The organism is Mesorhizobium sp. B2-3-14 (assembly GCF_006442175.1).
Classification (GTDB): Bacteria; Pseudomonadota; Alphaproteobacteria; order Rhizobiales; family Rhizobiaceae; genus Mesorhizobium; species Mesorhizobium australicum.
Window position 1 is genome coordinate 17,975 of sequence record NZ_VFVP01000018.1, and the last position, 14,074, is coordinate 32,048.

Sequence of the window (14,074 nt, forward strand, 5' to 3'; positions counted from 1 at the left end):
CTCAGCCCTTCTTCTTTTTCTTCGGCTTTTCGGCTTTCTTCACCGGCTTGGCGGCCCTGGCCCTTTCCGCTGCCTTTGAGGCCACGGGCTTCTTCGCCGCCAGCTTGGCGAGCTGTCTTGTGTAATCCTTGTGCAGCGCGCCGGCGCCCCAGCCCTTGCCCTTGTTCTGCTTCGACAGCGCATCCATGATCGCGACCAGATTGTCGTCGCGGATCTTTTCCAGTTCGCGGATCGACAGGCCGTGCGCCTGGTCGTCCGACTGGGTGGCGATCAGGTCGACCAGCTCGTCGTTGAACTCCGGCACGTCCATCAGCTTGGTCCACGGCCATTTCAGGCACGGCCCGAACTGCGCCATGAAGTGGCGCATGCCGGCCTCGCCGCCGGCGACGCGATAGACCTGGAACATGCCCATCTGCGCCCAGCGCAGGCCGAAGCCATAGCGCATGATGTCGTCGAGTTCCTCGACCGTGCAGATGCCGTCCTTGATCAGCCACAGCGCCTCGCGCCAGGCGGCTTCGAGCAGGCGGTCGCCGACGAAAGCCTCGATCTCCTTGCGGATGACGACCGGCTTCATGCCGATCGAGGCATAAATTTCCTTGGCGACTTCGATGGCTTCCGGGAAAGTCTGGTCGCCGCCGACGATCTCGACCAGCGGCAGCAGATAGACCGGATTGAACGGATGGCCGACGACCAGCCGTTCCGGGTGCTTCTTCATCGCCACCTGCATGTCGGTCGGCTTGATGCCCGAGGTCGACGAACCGACAATGGCGTTGGCCGGCGCGTGGGTGTCGATCTCGGCCAGCACCTTGTGCTTGAGGTCGAGCCGTTCCGGCACGCTTTCCTGGACGAAGTCGGCATCCGCGACCGCCTCGGCGATGGTCTTGGCGAAGGTCAGCTTGCCCTCTTTCGGCAGGCCGCCCGGCACCATCTGCCTATAGGCGCGGCGCGCGCCCTTCATCACTTCCGAGACCTTACGCGAAGCTTCGGGATCGGGATCGAAGATCGACACGTCGATGCCGTTGAGCAGGAGCCGCGCCACCCAGCCGGCGCCGATGACCCCGCCGCCGATGGCGGCCGCCTTGTTGATGATGCTCATTGAGAGGCTCCGGTTCTTGTCCTGGCGGTTTCGGGATCGGTGAGAGGCACGCGCTCGCCGGCGCGGATGACCGATGGGTCGTAGGCCTTGCGGGCGAAGACTTCGAGCACGAACGGCCGGAAGAAGTCGATCGGCAGCGTCGCATAGTCAGGGTCGAAGCTCGACTGGTCCCAGCGTTCGCAAAACTGGTCGCAATCGTCGAAATAGGCATGACCGGCGAAGCGGTCGCGCGCATGGCGATTGCCGCCGAGATGGTGGGCGTAGTAGAGGCGCTGGAAGTCGCCATGCTTCTCCACCACCCAGGTGCATTGCTCGCGCACGAAAGGTTTCAGGATCGAAGCGGCGTATTCGTCGTGATTGTAGGGCGCGTAGATGTCGCCGATGTCGTGCAGAAGCGCACAGGCTATCCAGTCGGTGTCGGCGCCGTCGCGCCAGGCCCGCGTCGCCGCCTGCAGCGAATGGCCGAGCCGGGTGATCTTGTAGCCGGACAGGCCTTCGTCGAGCCGCACCAGCGCGTCGAGCAGCCGCTCGCCGGTCCTGGCCGCGTAGTCGATCTCGTGGGCGGTCAGGAACTCATAGTCTTGCCTGTCGCCATCCTTCATGGCGGTGAATTTTACAGTAGCCATATCGACCCTCCCTGCGAATAATTTATGCCGCGATCGGCGCTCGCTTGGTCAGGTTGAGCTTCTTGCGCACTTCTTCCGGGCCCAGGATCCGGGCACCGAGATTGGTGACGATCGAGGCGGCACGCTCGACCAATTGCGCATTGGTCGCCAGCACGCCCTTGTCGAGCCACAGATTATCCTCGAGGCCGACGCGGACATTGCCGCCGGCGAGCACGGCGGCAGCGGCGTAGGCCATCTGGTTGCGGCCGATGGCGAAAGCCGACCAGTTCCATGTCGACGGCACGTTGTTGACCATCGCCATGAAGGTATTGAGATCGTCGGGCGCCCCCCACGGCACGCCCATGCAGAGCTGCACCAGCGCGTCCGGATCGAGCACCTTTTCCTCGACCAGTTGCTTGGCGAACCAGAGATGCCCGGTGTCGAAGGCCTCGATCTCGGGCTTGACGCCGAGCGCCGTCATCATGCCGCCCATGGCGCGCAGCATGCCGGGCGTGTTGGTCATGACATAGTCGGCCTCGGCGAAATTCATGGTGCCGCAGTCGAGCGTGCAGATTTCCGGCAGGCACTGGCGCACATGTTCCATGCGGTTGGTGGCGCCGCCCATGTCGGTGCCCTTTTCGTTGAGCGGCAGCGGCGCCTCGGGCGAGCCGAACACCATGTCGCCGCCCATGCCGGCGGTGAGGTTCAGGATGACGTCGACATCCGCCGCGCGGATGCGCTCGGTCACCTCGCGGTAGAGATGCACGTCGCGCCTGGGCTTGCCGGTTTCGGGGTCGCGCACATGGCAATGGACGATGGCAGCGCCGGCCTTGGCCGCGTCGATGGCCGAATCGGCGATCTGCTTGGGCGAGCGCGGTACGTGGGGTGAGCGATCCTGCGAGCCGCCGGACCCGGTCACGGCACAGGTAATGAAGACCTCACGGTTCATCGCGAGCGGCATCGAAACTCTCCTCCCATTCGAAACAGTCCCTACCATCGCTCGACTTGATCAAAGCTGCTTTGCGTTTTACGAAGGCCACATGATCAAAAGCGAAAAATCTGTCTTTCGCGCCGAACGCGAGACCCTCAAGGTGACGTTCCTGGTGTTTTCCGGCTCCTCGATCATGTGCGTCGCCTCCGCCGTCGACCCGCTGCGGGCCGCCAATCGCATTTCCGGCGAGACCCTGTTCGACTTCAAGCTGGTCTCGGTGACAGGCGAGGCGCCGGTTACCACCTGCGGCCTGCCGGTGGCGGTCAGCGGCCGTTTCGACGCCAATGAGACAACTGACGTTCTCGTCGTCGTCGCCGGTTTCGGCACCCAGAACTACGCGACGTCGGTCCTGCTTTCAGGCTTGCGGAGGGCGGCGCGGGCGGCCCGCGCGTGCGGCGGCGTCGAGGCCGGCACCTGGCTGGTGGCGCGCGCCGGCCTGCTGGAGGGCCGCAGCGCCACCACCCATTGGGAAGACATGGAGGATTTTTCGTCGGCTTTTCCCGGCGTCGATGTCCGGCCGGACCGCTATGTCATCGACGGGCCGGTGTTCACCTCGGGCGGCGCCTCGCCGACCTTCGACCTGATGCTGCACTTGATTCGCACGCGGCTCGGCATGGCGGTGGCGCTCGATGTCGCCAGCGTCTTCATCTACGACCAGGCGCGTGCCGCGACCGATGCCCAGCCGCTGGTCTCGCTCGGCCGGCTCGACGGCTACGATCCGCGCCTGGCGCAAGCGATCCGCTTGATGGAAGCGCATGTCGACCAGCCGCTGACCATCGACGCGGTGGCCAGGCGCGCCGGGGTGACGGCGCGCACCCTGGAAAGCATCTTTCGCAAGTCGATCGGCGAGACGCCGGGCGCCTACTATCTCAGGCTGCGCCTGGGCGCCGCGCGCCGGCTCGTTGTCGACACCCGGATCGCCATGGCGGACATCGCCGGGCGGACGGGGTTCTCGTCTGCCGCGGCCTTTTCGAGAGCATTTTCAAGAGCTTTTGGCGAAGCCCCTGTCAGGCTTCGCCGAGGTTGAATCCAGGCGGCTCAGGCGGCGTTTTGCCGGTCGCTGCCGCCATCGATCTGCGAGCGCATCTGTCTGGCCAGATGGGTCTCGAAACGGCTGGCAACAGCACGATCCCATTCGTTGGACCGGCGCGCGCCATCCCTGGGATGCGGCATTGCCATCAACCGGTCGATGATCGATCCGGCCTCGCCAGGTGAGAGCAGGGCGTCGATTTCACGTTCGTTCTGCATATCGGTTCGCCTCCTTCTTCCTCTCCCGCCACGAGCCATACCTATACGAGATTCGTGACGGCAGTTTGAAGGCAAGAGCGAGGTCATTGAGAGGCGGCAAGGGCAAAACCTTGTCGTCGATTTCAGCATGGCGCGCAGAAAGTTTCCGCGCGCCAAGCTTTCGAATCGCATAGTGCGCCGGCTTGGATTGCCGACGGTCAGGCAGCGTCAGACGTAGCGGTTGACGATGTTTTCGAGCAGTTCCTGGCGGCCGGAGCGCGGTTGCGGCTCGATCTTCTTCTTCACCACGCGCTCGGCGATCTCTTCCAGCGTCCGCTTGCCCGACAGCATCGCCTTGGCCTCGGCGCTGTTCCAGCCGGCATAGCGCTCGGCGAGCGGACCCGACAGCGCCTTGTCCTCTACCATCTTCGCTGCCGCCTTGAGGCCGCGCGCGCAGGAATCCATGCCGCCGATATGGCCGATCAGCAGGTCCTGCGGGTCGAGCGACTGGCGGCGCAGCTTGGCGTCGAAATTGGTGCCGCCGGTCTTGAAACCGCCGGCCTGGAGCACCTGGTAATATGCCAGCGCCATTTCCGGCACGTTGTTGGGGAACTGGTCGGTGTCCCAGCCCGACTGGTAGTCGTTGCGGTTCATGTCGATCGAGCCGAAGACGCCGAGCGCATTGGCCAGCGCCAGTTCGTGCTCGAAGGAGTGGCCGGCCAGGATGGCGTGGCCCTGCTCGATGTTGAGCTTGACCTCCTTCTCCAGGCCGAAGCGCTTGAGGAAGCCGTAGACGGTCGCGACGTCGTAGTCATACTGGTGTTTTGTCGGCTCCTGCGGCTTCGGCTCGATCAGGATCGTGCCCTTGAAGCCGATCTTGTGCTTGTAGTCGACGACGAGGTTCAGGAAACGGCCAGCCTGTTCCTGCTCGCGGGCAAGGTCGGTGTTGAGCAGCGTCTCATAACCCTCGCGCCCGCCCCACAGCACGTAATTCTCGCCCTTCAGCCGCTTGGTGACGTCGATGCACCTCTTCACCGTCGCCGCCGCGTAGGCGAACACATCCGGATCGGGATTGGTCGCCGCGCCCGACATGAAGCGGCGGTTGGAGAACAGGTTCGCCGTGCCCCACAAAAGCTTGACGCCGGTCTGCTTCATCTTGCCGGCGAAATAATCGGCGATCTCATCGAGGCGGGCCGCACTTTCGGAAAAATCCTTGCCCTCGGGCCGTACATCGGCGTCGTGAAAGCAGAAATAGGGAGCGCCGAGCAGCGAGAACATCTCGAAGGCGACATCCGCCTTCAGCTTCGCCAATTCCATCGTGTCGACGCCGCCAGCCTTGGGGAACCAGGGACGGTCGAAGGTCTGGCCGCCGAACGGGTCGCCGCCCGGCCAGGCGAAGGAATGCCAGTAGGCGACGGCAAAGCGCAGATGGTCTTCCAGCCGCTTGCCGGCCACCACTTCGTCGGGATTGTAGAAACGGTAGGCCAGCGGATTGGTCGAATCCGGTCCTTCATATTTGATTGTCTGGATATCGCCGAAAAAGCCGCTGCTCATGGTTCTCTTCCTCTCCAAGATAGGTTTGCCCGATTACCTCAGGCGTAATTGGTTTCACGCCGAGGCTGGTCGAAAACGGTCCTGTCAAAACCGTCAAACGAAGGAGACAGACCATGACCGACCTCAACACGATCGCCCTGAACTACATCACCGCCTGGAACGAAAGCGATGCCGACCGCCGGGCGGCCTTGCTCAAGGCTGTCTTCACCGAGGACGTCAGCTATCGCGATCCGCTCATGCAGGGCGACGGCCATGAAGGCGTCGCGGCGCTGATCGGCGGCGTCCAGCAGCGCTTTGCCGGCTTCCGCTTCTCGCTGAAGGGCACGCCGGACGGCTTTGCCGACAAGATCCGATTTTCGTGGAATCTCGGGCCCGAGGGCACTGCTTCCGTCATCGAAGGCACCGACATCGGCATCATCGAGAACGGCCGCCTGAAGAGCGTCACCGGCTTCCTCGACAAGGTGCCGGCGCAGTGAGGTCTTGCTGGCAAGTTGAGTGGCTCCCACGCTTACAGTAGTTGCTTGTCCAATCTGTAGAGGGGACCGATTGGCGAAGTCGGCGCCGCCCCTCATCGCCCTGCCGGGCACTTCTCCCCGTATAGTGACGGGGAGAAGGGGGCCGGCGGCAATCTCGACGCCTTTCCTGCGACCATGGCGATTGGCGAAACCAGCAATGACAGCGCCCCTCTCCCCGTCTCTATACGGGGAGAGGATGCCGGCAGGCAGGTGAGGGGCAGCGCCAGCGCCCGGACGAAAGGAATGGGACAAGCGCCAACTCACGCGGTTACGGCCTTGATCGCCGGATAGAGCGCGCGGTAGCGGTGATAGGCATCGGCGAAGGCGCCGCCAAGAGCCGCATCCGGCTCGATCGTGGCATCTGTCCTCGGCGCGGAGCACACGGCCAGCGGATCGGCGCCCGTCGCGGCGATCAGGCCAAGTCTGGCCGCTCCAAACGCAGCGCCGAAATCGCCATCAGCCGGAATATCCACCGGCAATTGCAGCGCGGTGGCGATCGCCTTCAGCCAGTACCGCGAGCGCGAGCCGCCGCCGATCGCGGTCACGCGCGTCAAGGTTGTGCCGGCGGTTTTCAATGCCTCCAGGCTGTCGCGGAAGGCAAAGGCGACGCCTTCGAGCACGGCCTGTGTCAGCACTGCGCGGCCCGATTCATGCGCCAGGCCGGTGAACGAGCCGCGAATGGCCGAATCATTGTGTGGTGTCCGCTCGCCCGAGAGATAGGGCAGGAAGGATACGCCGGTCGGCGCCTTCAGCATCTCGCCAAGTTCCGATGTCAGTTCGCCCGCGCCCTTGCCCGTGATCTCCGACAGCCAGTTGAGCGAATCGGTTGCCGACAGGATGACGCCCATCTGGTGCCAGGTGTTGGGCAGCGCATGGCAGAAGGTGTGCACCGCGCTGGCCGGGTTGGGCAGATAGGCGGCGTTGGCGGCAAACAGCACGCCCGATGTGCCGAGCGAGACAAAAGCGTGGCCGGCGCCGACCGTGCCCATGCCGCAGGCGGAAGCCGCATTGTCGCCGGCCCCGCCAGCCACCGGAGTGCCGGCCGCGATGCCCCACCGCGACGCGAGTTCGGCGCGCAGGGCGCCGGCTTTTTCCGTGCCCTCGACCAGCGACGGCATCTGCTTTTCCTCAAGCGAGGTCGCAGCGAGCAGTTCCGCCGACCAGCGCCGCTTGCCGACATCGAGCCAGGATGTGCCGGCCGAATCCGACATTTCCGAAATGTAGTCGCCGGTCAGCCAGAGCCGCAGGAAATCCTTGGGCAAAAGCACCTTTGCCACCTTGGCGAAGACAGCGGGTTCGTTGTTCTTCACCCAGGCGAGCTTGGGCGCGGTGAAGCCGGGAAAGACGATGTTGCCGGTGAGCGCGCGGAAGCGCGGATCGGCGTCCAGTGCCGCCGCCTCGACATGGCTGCGCGTATCGTTCCACAGGATGCAGGGGCGCAACACCTGATCGGCCGCATCGAGCAAGGTCGCGCCATGCATCTGGCCCGACAGGCCGATGCCCTTGACTGCCGCGAACTGCCCGGGATGTGCCGCCTTCAGGTCGGCGATCGCATCTTCGCAGGCGCGTATCCAGTGCAGGGGATCCTGCTCGGACCAGCCCGGATGAGGCCGAGAAACATCAAGCGTACCATGGCCGGAGCCGATGACGCCCTGTCCGGCATCGATCAGCAGCGCCTTGACGCCCGATGTGCCCAGGTCGAGGCCGAGATACATGGTTTCCTCCCACGTTCTTATTTTTTTCGGAACCCGAAAAATATGTTTGAGCCAGTTTTTAAGGCAAGATCCGCTCCGGGTCAATTCTCTGACAAATCGGCGGCACGTCTCGAAAACAGCGCCGACAGCGGACTGTCCGGGCGTGCGGTCGAGCGCTCCGTCGTCAGCGCCCTGGCCAGTGCACCGTCGCCGGCGCGCAGGGCGGCTTCTATCAGCGTCAGATCGATGACGTCGCGCTGCGCGTGGCTGCCGCCAAAGCGATGGGCGATGGCCCGGATCGGCCGGATCAGTCGGATGGTTTCGGCGTAGTTGCCCTCTCCGAACGCCTTGATCGCAAGCGTCAGGGGATGGCCGACATCCCGCGTGAAAGCGGCATTGTCGTCACCGCCCCGCATCGCTTCGCGCTGTGCCTCGAGCAAGGTCCGGGCCGGAGCATCGAGCCCGGCGCCGACAAAGGCCATCATCGCATGGGCGTCGTTGAAGGCATAGTTGGAGGCAGCGGCCTTGGGCACCCAATTGGCGGCAAGCGCCGTCCAGCGGTCGCCGACATCGATGCCGCCGAGATGAAGCCGCCACAGGATCGCCGATGCGTCGACCATGTTGAGCGCCAGCGTCGATCTGCTGCCATAGATCGGCCCGTCATGGAGCGCCAGCACCTCGCCGGTCTCGCCGAGATCATAGTGGAACAGCGCCAGGTGCCACCAATTGTGGACCTGGAGGAAGCTCTCCTTCGTCCAGGCTTCGGGATCGGTACGCATCCAGGCGATCCCGTCCCTTTGCCGGCTTTGCATCTCCATCACATGCGCGACCGCATGTTGCGCCCAGCCATCGCGCGGTTCGATCTCGACCGCCGTACGGCCGAGCCTTTCGGCCTGCGCATACTCAGCCATCTCTTCGAGCCCGAAGGCCTGCATGCCGAGAATGGCGTGATACCCCGGCATGTCCGCCTGCCATGACGGCAGGGCGCGGGCGATGCGGTCGCGCAGCATGCGGGCGTTGCCGGTGAAGAAATCGACCTGGTGTCCGACCTGGAGCGCCACGGCGTCGAGCGGAAAATCGATCGCTATGTCCCGCAGAATGCCGGAGGCCTGATGCCAGCGCCCGTTGGCGAGGTGGCCGAGGGCCGAGACATGCGCCCGCTCACGCGTTGTCGCGGCAAGCGGCAGCGCCGCCTCGTGGCAGATCCTGGCCACGGCCGTCGCCTCCGGTTCGGTGGCAAGGCCGAAAAGGTAGCCCTTGAAGACATGCGCCATGACAAAACCGGGGTCCTGCGCGATGGCGCGATCGACGGATTTCACGGGATCGCCAATGAAACACTGCAATTCGCGCACGGCCTGGCCGTAGGGCGCGAATCCAGCTTCCGTCGCGCCCGAAAATGCCAGGCCAAATGCGTCCCTGATGGCCATGCGAGAGTCCCCGGTCGAGGCCCGATGGGCATGATGCCCACGGTCCAACGTGATCTTAAAGCATAGGCCACGGCTACGCCATTTCACGAGTCGCGCCGCGGCATGTCAGACATTTTTGCAGTTCATCAACCATGGGAGACAGAATAGGCTTTGTAAAACTGGACGAATTGTGGCTTGATTGCGGCGCGGGTAAGGGGCTTGAAATCGCGATCTGAGAGGGGACGCGATGCGGCATTTTGAAATACAGGTTTCGAACAGCGGTTCGGAGCACATTGGCAGGGCTGTTTCTTTGCTGCGGCGAAGGCCCAGGCGAATCAATGTTGGATTTATTAGCTTACTTGCAACTACGACCTTTATGTTGCTGCCGAACTCCGCGGCCCTGGCGGCATGCCTGCTGGTTCCGTCTCCGGGCAATGACGTCTTCACTTGCGATAGTGGCGATTCGGGCGGCAGCCTCAACGACACCATCGGCAACAACACGCTGAACTTTCCCGCCGGCGGCACCGGCCAGGTGAGCGGTAACGTCACCTTCGGCTCAGGCACGGACCGCATCAACATGCAGTCCGGCACCATCACCGGCACGGTCGATCAGGGCGACGGCACGGATTTCTTCACCATCGGCGGGGGCACCGTCGCCGGCAATGTCCAGCAGGGCGCAGGCATTGACGACTTCAACATGAGCGGCGGCCAGATCGGTTCCCTGAACCAGGGCGACGGGCTGGACACCTTCACCATGAGCGGCGGGCGCATCGTCGATTTCTTCGACGATGGCGACCGTGCCGTGATGACCGACGGCCGCATCGGCCGCGTCAACATGAAGCTCGACAAGAACTATTTCAACATGTCGGGCGGCATCATCGACCGCAACCTGGTCACCGGCTTCGACCAGGACACCATCATTCTCTCCGGCGGCACGATCGGCGGCAACATCAGCGTCAGCGGCGGCAACGACAGCGTGACGATCACGGGCGGCACCGTCGGCGGCGATGTGCTGATGAGCTTCGGCGCGGACAATTTCGTGTGGAACGGCGGCGGCATCATCTATGGCGCCGTCGACCTCGGCGGCGACAACGATACGGCAAAGCTGAGCAACCTGACCAAAGCCAATCTGGGCGGCGCCGACGCGCTGAATGGCGGTCTCGGCACCGATACGCTGACCTTCGATAACGTCAAGCTCGATGGCATCAGCCGGGTCCAGAACTGGGAAACTATCGACGCCACCAACGACACCCAGCTCACGCTGGACGGCAATCTCGTGCTTGGAGACAGCGGCACCGGCACGGGATCGCTCAATGTCGATGCCGCGAGCACGCTCTATGGCGGCGGCTTCAACGGGTCGATCCAGGCCTTTACGTCGGGCCAGCTTGCGGACGTCGTCAACGCAGGCCGCATCGACCTGACCAACGGCAGTACCGGCGCGACGGACCGGCTGACGATTTCGGGCAATTACACCGGGCTCGGCGGCCTGCTGCTCATCCAGGCCGAGCTCGGCGATGATTCGTCGGCGTCGGACAGGCTGGTGCTTTCGGGCGGCACGGCTTCCGGCTCGACCGGCATCGCAGTGGTCAATGTCGGCGGCGCGGGGGCCGAAACGATGCAGGACGGCATCATGGTCGTCCAGGCGGTCAACGGCGCCACCTCCACCTCAAGCGCCTTCGCGCTCGACGTGCCGGTCGCGGCAGGCGCCTTCGAATATTATCTGTTCAAGGGTGGCGTCACCGCAGGCAGCGCGGAGAACTGGTATCTGCGCTCGTCGCTGATAACGCCGACATCGCCGGCCGCGGCGCCGCCGGCGGCAGAACCAACACTCGCGCCGGAACCGGTGCCGCCCGAGGCCGAACCTCCGCCGCCGCCATCCGCGCTGCCGCCGGTGCCGGCGCCGACCGAGGGCGACATCAACACTCCGCCGGTCGATCCGACGCCGCCGGTGCAGGCTAGCGATCCCGTGCCCGTGCCGCCGCCGCCGCCGCCGGCGCCGGCGGCTGATCCACCGCCACCGCCCCCGCCGGTCCCGACCGCCGTGCCCGATCTTCCGATGCCCGCGGCAGGGGAAATCCTGCTCTATCGCGTCGAGGTGCCGGTCTATTCCGCGGTGCCGCCTGTGGCCGAGCATCTGGCGATGACGACACTTGGCACCTTCCATGAGCGGCGCGGCGAACAGAGCCTGTTGTCGAACACGGAGCTGTCGCCGGTCTGGGGCCGCATCTACGGCCAGGACGCGAAGATGGGCTGGTCGGGAACGGTGTCGCCGTCCTTCGACGGCACCTTGTTCGGCCTGCAGGCGGGCTTCGACGTCTTCGGACGCGAAACCGCGTCGGGCGGGATCGATCGCGCCGGCCTGTTCGTCGCCTATGCCAGCATGAAGGGCGATGTGCGCGGCCGGGCGCTGGGGCAGAATGATCTGTCCGTCGGCGGCATCGATGTCAGCGGCACCAGCGCCGGCGGTTACTGGACCCGCATCGGCCAAGGCGGCTGGTACCTCGACGGCGTCCTCATGGCCACCTTCTTCGGCGGCGACGCGACGTCGTCGCGCGATGTCGGCATCGACATTGGCGGAACAGGTGTCACCGCCTCGCTGGAGGGCGGCTATCCCATTGCGCTGGCGCAGGGCTGGACGCTCGAACCGCAGGCGCAACTGATCTGGCAGCATCTGTCGCTCGACGATGCCAAGGATCGTTTCTCGTCGGTTTCCGTCGATAGCGACGGCAGCGTCACCGGCCGGATCGGGGCTCGGCTGCAGGGCGAGGCCACTGTCAATGGCATGGCGCTGCAGCCCTACCTCAAGGCCAATATCTGGCATGATTTTGGTGGCACCGATCGTGTCAGTTTCGACACCACCGACATCTCGACGGAGGGCAGGTCGACCTCGTTCGAGTTCGGCGGCGGTATCGTCGCCAAGGTGATGGACAAGGTCAGCATCTTCGCCACCGGCGACTACACCACCAACCTCGGCGGCGACAAACGCCGCATCCTCGAGGGCAATCTGGGCTTCAGCGTTAAATGGTGAGGCCCTCCGGGCCTCACCCGCGTCAGGACATCAATTGCCGGAACGCATCGCCACCGTGGCGATGCCGGCGCCGACCAGGAGCGTGCCGCCGGTGCGGTTGAAGATGCGGATCGCCTTGGGATTGCGCACCACGTTGCGGGCGCGTGCCGCGATCAGCGCGTAACCGAAGGCGTTGGCGAAGGCGAGCGCCAGGAAGGTCGTCTCGAAAATCAGCATCTGCGTCCAGAAATCGGCATGCCGGTCGAGAAATTGCGGCAGGAAGGCGACGAAGAAGGTGATGCTCTTCGGGTTGAGCGCCGTGACCAGCCAGGCATGCGCCATCATCTTGGCCGACGACACCGCGTCGGTGCGTGGTTCGGCCTTCAGCGTGCCGCCTGCGCGGAACAGTTTCACGCCGAGATAAATCAGATAGCCGGCGCCGATCAGTTTCAGGATGGTGAAAACACCAGCCGAAGCGGCAAGCAGCGCGCCGATGCCCAGCATCGACAAGGTCATGGCGGTGAAGTCGCCGAGCGCCACGCCGACCGCCATCGGCAAAGCGGTGCGCCAGCCCTGGCCCAGCGCATAGGAGACGACCAGAAGGATCGTCGGGCCCGGGATGATGAGGAGGATGGTCGACGCGGCAGCGAAGGCGGCCCAGTTTTCGAAGGACATGCTCGTCTCCTTTGAGCTCAAGGAAGAGGATAAATCCTTGGGTCCCGAAGAATGTAAAGGGTCCAATCCTAGTTTTCGCGTATTCCGGCCGGACAACCGGCACGGGACCGCGACGTCACTTGCGCCAGCGGCAGCCAGGCGTCAGTTCGTGCCGCCCAGCGGGCTCACGATATCGGCCAGGCTGATAGTGGCACCGAGAACCGTGGCGGCCGCGACAATGGCGGCGGCAAAAAAGCTTGATGTCGGTTTTCAACGTCTTGCACATGTTTAATGGCGACCGCGCGGGAGGGCGGAGCGGCGCCTCGGCAAGGCGCAAACGCAAGCAGCGCAAGGCATTCACGCTTTATCAACCATGAATGATGAAAATGCCCACTATCCGGCCGGACCGTGCTTCCCGCCGACAGCGTAGGGTTGGGTATATGCGTGAGTTGCCGCAAGGTCCGACGCCGCCACGAAACGGCGACGCAGTCGAAACCGATCTTCTTCTTTCCCGCCGCGCCGTCCTGTCCGGGGCGGGCGCTTTGGCATTGCTCGGCGTCGCCGGCTGCTCGACCTCGGGTGGTGGCGATCTGCCGGCGCTGCAGCTCGACGATACGGTCACCGGTTCGGTGCCGATCCGGCCCTCGATCAGCGTCGACAAGAACATCACCAGCCCCGACGTCATGTATGCCTCCTTGACGGATAACGGCTTCAACGTGCCCGAGGTGCCCTATCTCAAGGTCAAGCCGGAGTTCCGTCGCCAGATCGTCGTCGATACGACCGGCGAGGCGCCCGGCACCATCGTCGTGCATCTCAAGGAACGCATGCTCTATCTCGTCCAGCCGGGCGGTGACGCCATCCGCTACGGCGTCGGCATCGGCAAGGACGGTTTCCGCTGGTCCGGCCGCGCCAACATCCAGTATGGCAGGGAGTGGCCGACCTGGACGCCGCCGCCCGAAATGATCCAGCGCAAGCCGGAACTGGTGAAGTGGCAGGGCGGCCAGCCCGGCGGCCTGACCAATCCGCTCGGGGCGCGTGCGCTCTACATCTACCAGGACGGCAAGGACACCGGCTACCGCATCCATGGCTCGCCGGAATGGTGGAGCATCGGCCAGGCGATGTCGTCGGGCTGCGTGCGCCTGATCAACCAGGACATTATCGACCTCTACAGCCGGGTGTCGAAGAAAAACCCCGTCGTCGTCATGTGATCGTCCAGCCCTCCGTTTCTCCCGTTGCGCGATGCGGCAAGACAGGCCAAGGTGACCTGAAAACCATCGCCTAGAGGCGGATGATTTCAGGTCCGTTCGATCTGAAATCCGAATCCG

12 protein-coding genes are annotated in these 14,074 nt (G+C 64.4%); 4 read left to right on the forward strand and 8 right to left on the reverse strand.

The annotated features are described in order from the left end of the window. Window position 1: 1 nt before the first annotated feature. Genes FJ950_RS28765 through FJ950_RS28775 form a run of 3 tightly spaced genes read right to left on the reverse strand, consistent with a single transcriptional unit; the run spans window position 2 to window position 2,662 of the window. Window positions 2–1,096, reverse strand: a complete 1,095-nt coding sequence (locus tag FJ950_RS28765) for a carnitine 3-dehydrogenase (protein WP_140620568.1) — start codon at window positions 1,094–1,096, stop codon at window positions 2–4. Beyond that, complete coding sequence (locus tag FJ950_RS28770) at window positions 1,093–1,722, reverse strand: HD domain-containing protein (RefSeq protein WP_140620570.1); 630 nt, start codon at window positions 1,720–1,722, stop codon at window positions 1,093–1,095. The genes FJ950_RS28765 and FJ950_RS28770 overlap by 4 nt, the downstream gene beginning before the upstream one ends. Window positions 1,723–1,744: 22 nt before the next feature. Further along, window positions 1,745–2,662: a 3-keto-5-aminohexanoate cleavage protein gene (locus tag FJ950_RS28775; RefSeq protein ID WP_023772124.1), complete on the reverse strand. Its 918-nt coding sequence runs from the start codon at window positions 2,660–2,662 to the stop codon at window positions 1,745–1,747. A 79-nt stretch (window positions 2,663–2,741) separates the two neighbouring features. On the opposite strand from FJ950_RS28775, the gene FJ950_RS28780 reads away from it, so the two are divergent. Further along, the gene (locus FJ950_RS28780; protein WP_140620572.1) at window positions 2,742–3,719 is read left to right on the forward strand and encodes a GlxA family transcriptional regulator; all 978 of its coding nucleotides are present in this window, start codon (window positions 2,742–2,744) and stop codon (window positions 3,717–3,719) included. 11 nt (window positions 3,720–3,730) lie between these two features. On the opposite strand, the gene FJ950_RS28785 is transcribed toward FJ950_RS28780, so the two are convergent. Next, window positions 3,731–3,940: a hypothetical protein gene (locus FJ950_RS28785; RefSeq protein WP_015314600.1), complete on the reverse strand. Its 210-nt coding sequence runs from the start codon at window positions 3,938–3,940 to the stop codon at window positions 3,731–3,733. A gap of 207 nt (window positions 3,941–4,147) precedes the next feature. Further along, a complete protein-coding gene (gene xylA, locus FJ950_RS28790) occupies window positions 4,148–5,473 on the reverse strand; it encodes a xylose isomerase (RefSeq protein WP_140620573.1) in 1,326 nt (441 codons plus the stop codon). 113 nt (window positions 5,474–5,586) lie between these two features. Here xylA and FJ950_RS28795 point away from each other — a divergent pair, with 113 nt between their 5' ends. Then, complete coding sequence (locus tag FJ950_RS28795) at window positions 5,587–5,949, forward strand: nuclear transport factor 2 family protein (protein ID WP_140620574.1); 363 nt, start codon at window positions 5,587–5,589, stop codon at window positions 5,947–5,949. Between the two features lie 299 nt (window positions 5,950–6,248). Here FJ950_RS28795 and xylB read toward each other — a convergent pair whose 3' ends face one another. Beyond that, window positions 6,249–7,703, reverse strand: coding sequence for a xylulokinase (gene xylB, locus FJ950_RS28805; protein ID WP_140620576.1), 1,455 nt, complete (start codon window positions 7,701–7,703; stop codon window positions 6,249–6,251). 80 nt (window positions 7,704–7,783) lie between these two features. Beyond that, window positions 7,784–9,109 carry a tetratricopeptide repeat protein gene (locus FJ950_RS28810; protein ID WP_140620578.1) on the reverse strand — a complete coding sequence of 442 codons (1,326 nt, stop codon included), beginning with the start codon at window positions 9,107–9,109 and terminating at the stop codon, window positions 7,784–7,786. Window positions 9,110–9,335: 226 nt separating this feature from the next. On the opposite strand from FJ950_RS28810, the gene FJ950_RS28815 reads away from it, so the two are divergent. Then, complete coding sequence (locus FJ950_RS28815; protein WP_140620579.1) at window positions 9,336–12,116, forward strand: autotransporter outer membrane beta-barrel domain-containing protein; 2,781 nt, start codon at window positions 9,336–9,338, stop codon at window positions 12,114–12,116. Between the two features lie 30 nt (window positions 12,117–12,146). Here FJ950_RS28815 and FJ950_RS28820 read toward each other — a convergent pair whose 3' ends face one another. Next, complete coding sequence (locus FJ950_RS28820) at window positions 12,147–12,770, reverse strand: LysE family translocator (protein WP_140620581.1); 624 nt, start codon at window positions 12,768–12,770, stop codon at window positions 12,147–12,149. 419 nt (window positions 12,771–13,189) lie between these two features. Between FJ950_RS28820 and FJ950_RS28830 the strand changes: the two genes are divergently transcribed. Then, complete coding sequence (locus tag FJ950_RS28830; protein WP_140620583.1) at window positions 13,190–13,957, forward strand: L,D-transpeptidase; 768 nt, start codon at window positions 13,190–13,192, stop codon at window positions 13,955–13,957. The last annotated feature ends 117 nt before the right edge of the window (window positions 13,958–14,074 follow it).

Coding starts and splice junctions, on each gene's coding strand:
- FJ950_RS28765 (WP_140620568.1), bottom strand. CDS start 1,096: ATGAGCATCATCAACAAGGCGGCCGCCATCGGCGGCGGGGTCATCGGC.
- FJ950_RS28770 (WP_140620570.1), bottom strand. CDS start 1,722: ATGGCTACTGTAAAATTCACCGCCATGAAGGATGGCGACAGGCAAGAC.
- FJ950_RS28775 (WP_023772124.1), bottom strand. CDS start 2,662: ATGCCGCTCGCGATGAACCGTGAGGTCTTCATTACCTGTGCCGTGACC.
- FJ950_RS28780 (WP_140620572.1), top strand. CDS start 2,742: ATGATCAAAAGCGAAAAATCTGTCTTTCGCGCCGAACGCGAGACCCTC.
- FJ950_RS28785 (WP_015314600.1), bottom strand. CDS start 3,940: ATGCAGAACGAACGTGAAATCGACGCCCTGCTCTCACCTGGCGAGGCC.
- xylA (WP_140620573.1), bottom strand. CDS start 5,473: ATGAGCAGCGGCTTTTTCGGCGATATCCAGACAATCAAATATGAAGGA.
- FJ950_RS28795 (WP_140620574.1), top strand. CDS start 5,587: ATGACCGACCTCAACACGATCGCCCTGAACTACATCACCGCCTGGAAC.
- xylB (WP_140620576.1), bottom strand. CDS start 7,703: ATGTATCTCGGCCTCGACCTGGGCACATCGGGCGTCAAGGCGCTGCTG.
- FJ950_RS28810 (WP_140620578.1), bottom strand. CDS start 9,109: ATGGCCATCAGGGACGCATTTGGCCTGGCATTTTCGGGCGCGACGGAA.
- FJ950_RS28815 (WP_140620579.1), top strand. CDS start 9,336: ATGCGGCATTTTGAAATACAGGTTTCGAACAGCGGTTCGGAGCACATT.
- FJ950_RS28820 (WP_140620581.1), bottom strand. CDS start 12,770: ATGTCCTTCGAAAACTGGGCCGCCTTCGCTGCCGCGTCGACCATCCTC.
- FJ950_RS28830 (WP_140620583.1), top strand. CDS start 13,190: ATGCGTGAGTTGCCGCAAGGTCCGACGCCGCCACGAAACGGCGACGCA.